This window comes from Bradyrhizobium sp. WSM4874 (genome assembly GCF_055811835.1).
Genome location: NZ_JBVVPR010000103.1, coordinates 1 through 6,130, shown reverse-complemented (window position 1 = coordinate 6,130; position 6,130 = coordinate 1). Strand labels below are relative to the sequence as shown.

The following is a 6,130-nucleotide window of genomic DNA, read 5'->3' as shown; positions in this document are numbered from 1 at the left end:
TGCGCGGAAGCGGATTCAACCCGCACACATTATCGCATGGTCCTTCTGGCGCAGAGCTCACCAGGCTGCCGCTCAACTCGCCCACTTCAAATCAAAAAAGCAACTGTAATGCTAGTCTAGCCTGAGCCTAATGGACGACCGAGATCTTCTCGATGCAGCAACCGACTCGCGGCGTTCGGCACAGGAAGCCCGGTGCGGCAGGCGCTGCAATCGGACCAGGTCGGCGCGCGCCGGTGGTTGGACCATGCCGCTGACCTGCAGGAGGAGGCGCCTAGACATACGTCCCGGCCCCTCCCGTTACGTCAGAGGATCAGGGGAGAGTCACGATGGGCACCGTCGCCAATCGACACGTTTTTGATCCCCAAGGCAGCCCGTACTGCCTTGTCCCTTGTAGATTGAAGTCGGGATTTGGCGGCAGCGTGGATAATCCGAGCCACTTTAAACCGAGACGAGCCTGACCGACCACTTGAGGGAGCGTCCATGATGGTTGACGTCCGCAACCCTGCTGATCAAAGAAAACAGAACCACCACGCAAGCCCCCCTGCATATGCCCTGGCAGCGTTCCCGCGCTCGATCGTGTGCGAGAGCCCGTGAAAGGGGCGACCTCACGGTCCAGAGAACCATCGCGATGGCGGACCCTTGCACATCAGGATTGAGAACCTTCCGGCAGACAACGTAGCTCTGTCGCCGATCAATCGACCCGGCTTTCCGCCGGGACAGAGGCCCTGCGCAAAGCGCTATTTCGGCTTGCCGACGCCAATCCCAGTGAGATCGATTCTGATGCCCGCCTTGTTCGGATCATCCGGCTCCTTGGCCCGCTGGGAGCCATTGCCGGGCCCCCTCGCAGGGCTCGCCGCCTCGGCCGCGGTCTTGTCGCGAGCCTCGGACGCCCGCGTGCTGGCCGGCAGGCTGCCGGGATCGGGCTCGTCGAATACATATTTCCCGTCGAAATAGCCGGTCTTCCAGGCGTCAATCGCAGCGCCGAACGCCTCGTCGATCTCAGTGCCATACCATGTCGTGACGATGCGATGGACCTTGCCGAACAGCGCGGTGCCTATCCTGATATTGGTGCAGGCATCGACGAGATCAGGCTTGAGCTCAGCAAGTTTGGTGGCGCCGAGCCCGGCAGGATATTGGGTGACGCCGACGCGGACCATGGCTTGGCCGACGTAACGGCGTATCAGCTCCATGGCATGATCCGGCGTCTTGGGTGGTGTGACCAGGATGACGCGGTTTCCGATCCGGACCGTGACGGCGAGCGGATCGGGTGCCCCGACCGCGCGGATGAATTTCTCGACGATCGCAGGCTTCAAACCCGGGTCGGCGCATCGATGAATAGTGGCTGCATCGATCATGATGATCCCCTTCAGCTGTTGAACGCGAGCACGAGCGGCAGCCCGAACAGGCGCGCCCAGGCTTCGGTGCTGGCTCGCTGAATCGCGACCACGTTGGTTCGGGCGGCCCACCAGTCGTTGCCGATCGCGACAAGCACGTCGGGCGCATGGAGCATCGACTGTAGCACCGGCCAGATGAGCAACTGCTCGTAACAGATCAGCGGCGCGACGCGCCGGCCGGCGGACTCCACGACGGGATTGCCGAAGAAGGTGGCCCTGGCGCCGCCGCCCTGGCCCGTCCATGCCAGCCAGGGTTGCCACATCGAGACGGGGACCGGCATGCGCTCGCCATAGAGCCGGCGCGTGCGCCCGGCGCTGATCTCCACCATGGCGTTGTCGTAATTTTCGCGATGGACGATCACCGCCCCAGCGATCACCGTGATGTCGGTGCGGCGAAGGCCGTCCATCCAGAAGCCGCTGGTGGTCGGGGTCCACAGCCCGGCCGCACTTTCTGGAAGCACGACAATTTGCGCTCCGGCCCCGGCCGCTTCGCGCACGCGCTGGAGAAGCGCTTGGGCCTGGTCGAGATCCGGAGACCGGCCGAGCGCGCCGCCAAGCTCGGTATCCAGGCCAGCCCATCCGGCTGGTTGCGCTGGCGCAGTCCAATGCGCGGCCGACCCGATCCAGAAGCCGCCGGCGACAACCGCCGCGATGGGCCACTTGCCGCTCGTCATGGTGAGCAGGATGGCCGCGGTCGTGCCCAGTCCCCACCATCCCCATCCCGGAAACAAAACCCCGGCCGCGGTGATCGGCTGCGCCCATCCGACGATCCCAAAAGGCGGCACGCTCATCAGGATCGCAGCACATCCAAACCGAAGCGCCCTCTCCCCTCCCGGCCGTCGACACCAGAGCACTGCGTGGACAAGGACAAAGACGGCTGCCGCGCCAATCCACAAGGCGATGCCGACACCGAGATCAGTGCCGTAGAAGTTGACGACGCCCTGCGGCAGCCCGTGGGATGCCGCAAGGACATAGGCGGCGCTCACACCCGCCGAGATCACCCGCGAGCGCGCCAAGGCCCACAGCATTGGAAAGGCGCAGGCGAGTGGCAGAGCGAGTGCGTGACCACACCAGGCAATCGCGCCGACCGCAGCCGCCGCGGCGACCATCGCCACGCCGCGCCAGAGCTCATGGACCGAAAACGAACACGGGCCGGGCGAGGCCGAGAAGGCCGGATGACGGGATCGGGCCGAAGTAACGGGAATCATAGGAGCCTGCGAAATCGGAGTGGAGATAGAGCTCGCCAGCGGGAATGACGCCGCCCGCGAACGGTGCGAGAACACGGCCGGCGCTGTCAGTCCGCCGGACGTCGGAATGGGGGAGCGGATGGCCGTCGATGAAGACCTGATCAGCGACATCAACCTGGTGGCCACTGAGCGCGGCGACGGTCTTGATGAGCGGGCTTAAGCCGCCAGCGCACAGTCCGCGCCGGATGTAGCCGCGCGCGAATGCGCGTTGGAACTCGGCGGTGTCCGGCGGACAGATGAAGACGAGATCGCCGGCAGCGGCCGCCCGATTCAGAGGCTCGATCTGCCACAGGCCGCGCGGATAGCTCGGCGTCATATTGATCCGCAGTCCGGCGCACCAGCCGGTGCCGGCTACGGCCGCAACAAGGCCTGCGCCTGCCAGCACAATCACCAAGGCGGAGCGCCGAACGCTCACTTCAGGGTCTGTCCCTGGCGCGGCGTCAGACGCTGCGCCTCGGCCTGCTTGAGGGCCTGCGCGGTGCGCTCAAGGGTGGCGAGCTGCTGTGCCGCACGCATCGCAGGCCAGGCTTCCTTCAGCTGCTCCCGCCGCGCCGGATTCATGCCGGCGGTCGCCTTGTGGAAGACCCGCCCATCGGGTCCGCTCGCGGCATTCGGCAGGAATGTACGATCGCCAAAGCGCTCGGCGATGGCCTTGTTGAAGCTGTCGATCTCCGCTTTCACAAGTCCGTCCGCGGAGGCCAATTCGATCGCGCTCGGCTGGTCGTTGCGATCGATCGCATCGCGCACCCGCGCCAGCACCCGCTGCGCCTCGCGCGACAAGGCAGGGATGTCGATGGCGACACGATGCCGGATCGCGCGTTCCTCGGCCTCATACTTGTGCCCGGCCTCGGCGCGCGGACGCACGTAGCGCTCGATGTCGTGCTTGAGCGCCGGCACATTGGCCTCGGCGCGCTGACGCACCTGCTTCTCGGCCTGACCCGCCAGCAGGCCGACCTTGCCGCGCAGAGCCCCGAAGGACTCCGGGCTCGAGGCAAGACGCGCCATCGTCGAGTTCGCGGCCGCGGGGTCCCTCAGCAAAGCGTCAAAATTTGTCGCGCGGAACGCGCGCTCGGGATCGGCAAAGACGAGGCGGAAGCGGGTGGAGACATCCTCCCATTGCTTCTTGATGGCGGGGTCGGTGAGGATCCTGTCCTCGACCGTGTCGATGAGGGATCTGGGGAACGTCGTGACGCCCGCGACCATGGGCTTGGCCTTAGTCTGTGCGGTGCTGATGATGGGATTGCGGCCCTCGACGAGGCCGAGTTTTACCGCGAGGGCGCCCAACCGGGAAGCGATGTCGGCCAGGCGTTGCTTCTGGCGAACCGTCCAGCGCAGGCGATCACTCATGAGGGTGCGTGCCACCTTGACGATGTGCAGCCCGCGGTTCGCGGCAAAGCGCAGCGCATCGCGATAGAGGCTGCCGCGGTCGTAATCGAGGGTGGTCTCCTTCACACGCCGCTGCGACAGGATCGCAACGAGGCCACCGGCCTTCTGGAACGAACGCCGGCCGTAATAGAGCGCGACATCCTCGCGATGGCGGGTCAGCGCGACATAGGTCAGATGCTTGTCCAGCGACAACGTTGCCAGCACCTTGACCCGATCGACCGTGACCCCTTGCGCCTTGTGCACCGTCGTCGCATAGCCGTGGTCGATATTGCGATAGAAGCGCTGATCGATTTCGACGCGGCGGCAGTCCTCGCCCTCACCGATCTCGGCGACCAGGCGCGCAGGGCCGGCTTCCACGACCCTGCCGATCATGCCGTTCTTGACGCCGAGCGAGCCCTCGTTCTTCAGGAAGACGATCTGGTCGCCAGCTGCAAACCGGCGGTCGCCATCCTCGGTGCGGAAGGCATGTCCCGCTTCGACCAAACCGCGCGCCACGAGCTTGGCCCGCGCCATCTCGTTGAGCGCGCGGACGTCGCGGCGAAGATGGGCCAGGATCAAAGTCGACTTGGACGGATCATAGTCACGGTTCCAGTCGGCGATGAGACTTTCGATCGCCTGCGCCTTCAACTCCGTGCCGAACAGGCGTCCATGATCGCGATAGGCGGACAGGGCCTCTCCCGTCCGGCCACGAGCAAGATCGAGCGAGGCGTCGCGCATCCACTGCTGGCGCTGGCGATAGATCGTCTCGAGCTCGGCATAGCCGGTGCGTTCGAGGATCGCACGAAAGGCCGCGCCGGCTTCGATCGGCTGGAGCTGCTCGGGATCGCCGACCAGGACGAGCTTGGCCCCCGCCTTTGACGCGGTTTCGACGACCAGCGCCATCTGGCGCGAGGCGACCATGCCGGCCTCGTCCAGGACAAAAGCGGTTTGATCATCGAGGCCGTCGCGGCCGCCGTTCCATCGCAATTCCCAGGAGGCGAGCGTCCGGGATTCGATGCCCGCCTCCAATGCTTTATATCGACATGCCGCTACGAAGATAATCCTCAATTGGCCCAAAATGGGACTGAGAGGTCCATGCCGGCGATACGAACCGAGATCTTCAGAAGACCTTTACCGCCTCGCCACAGGCAATCTCCGCACCCATCCTGGCCCTTTGCCGCGAACTCGGCACGGACCGACAGCTTGTCTGGGTCTCGATCTTACCTGAGCCCGGCGCCCTTGTGAGCGAGTTTTCAGCAACGTTTCCGCAAAGGTTGCGAGTGAAGGAGGGACGTTGCTTTACGGATGGACGATTTGGGAATGACTACGGGTTTTCGTTAAAGCCGAACACCACGCCATCTGGCAATTCGCCCTGCTTGTGCAACAGCGGCAAAGATTTAAGAAATCCTTCGCACGCCTGATCGACTTCGCGCGGCACTCTTGAATAGCCTGTCGGTCTTGCCTTTGGCCAGGACAGGCACCGGAGCCTGACTGATCTTCTCACAGTCGCGGCAGCTGAACTTCTCCCGGACGTGCTGGATCACCTTCCAAGATTTCGGGATCACCTCCAGCGTCTCGGTGATGTCCTCGCCGAGCTTGGACAATCGCGTGCCGCCACAGCAGACGTACGACTTCGGCCCTGATCCTCACCCTGGTAATCTCTCCATCTTCCGGGGCCGCCGCGGCGATCTGGTCAAGATCCTCTGGCATGACGGATTGGGCATGTCGCTCTAAGCCAAGCGTCTGAATCGCGACAAGTTCATCTGGCCGTCGGCTCCGCCGGCGCGATGTCGATCTCTGCGACGCCTGCGTCTGAGGGAAGGCGTCAAGAAAATCGACAGCAAGATGCTTGCGGAGGATAACGCCGAGCACGAAGCGCGAGGGCCGGCAAGCTGCTGCATCGCTATGTCGACGATGCCGGCACCTTCCAGCACCTGATGGCGCGGGTGCTGCAAAGCCCGGAGGCTCTGCGGCTCGACGTCGAGTCGGTCGACTTTGCCACGGGGGCTCGAACGCCGGCTAAATATGCCACGCGCGAGCTGATCCGGCTCGAAGCGGAGATGGTGCGGCGCGCGGTCCACCTGTCGGGCAGTGCGGCTTTCGCCGTGAAGGCACCGGTCATTT

Annotated in this window: 3 protein-coding genes and 3 pseudogenes; 1 reads left to right on the top strand and 5 read right to left on the bottom strand. The window is 64.6% G+C overall.

From position 1 onward, the window contains the following. Nucleotides 1–737 precede the first annotated feature (737 nt). The 5 genes and pseudogenes from AC0L3P_RS39045 to AC0L3P_RS39025 form a co-directional block, all read right to left on the bottom strand. On the bottom strand, nt 738–1,355 hold the full coding sequence (locus tag AC0L3P_RS39045; protein WP_473309316.1) for a TraH family protein: 618 nt from the start codon (nt 1,353–1,355) through the stop codon (nt 738–740). An 11-nt stretch (nt 1,356–1,366) separates the two neighbouring features. Beyond that, nucleotides 1,367–2,509, bottom strand: coding sequence for a conjugal transfer protein TraB (locus tag AC0L3P_RS39040; protein WP_473309315.1), 1,143 nt, complete (start codon nt 2,507–2,509; stop codon nt 1,367–1,369). Nucleotides 2,510–2,522: 13 nt separating this feature from the next. Beyond that, nucleotides 2,523–3,056 (bottom strand): conjugative transfer signal peptidase TraF, encoded by a 534-nt coding sequence (traF, locus tag AC0L3P_RS39035; protein ID WP_473309314.1) that lies wholly within the window; start codon nt 3,054–3,056, stop codon nt 2,523–2,525. Then, nucleotides 3,053–5,032, bottom strand: a pseudogene (locus tag AC0L3P_RS39030) (BID domain-containing protein); the annotation flags it as partial. The gene traF and the pseudogene AC0L3P_RS39030, both read right to left, overlap by 4 nt. Before the next feature lie 449 nt (nt 5,033–5,481). Then, nucleotides 5,482–5,643 (bottom strand): annotated as a pseudogene (locus AC0L3P_RS39025) (IS66 family transposase zinc-finger binding domain-containing protein); the annotation flags it as partial. Between the two features lie 252 nt (nt 5,644–5,895). Here AC0L3P_RS39025 and AC0L3P_RS39020 point away from each other — a divergent pair. Then, nucleotides 5,896–6,130 (top strand): annotated as a pseudogene (locus tag AC0L3P_RS39020) (hypothetical protein); the annotation flags it as partial.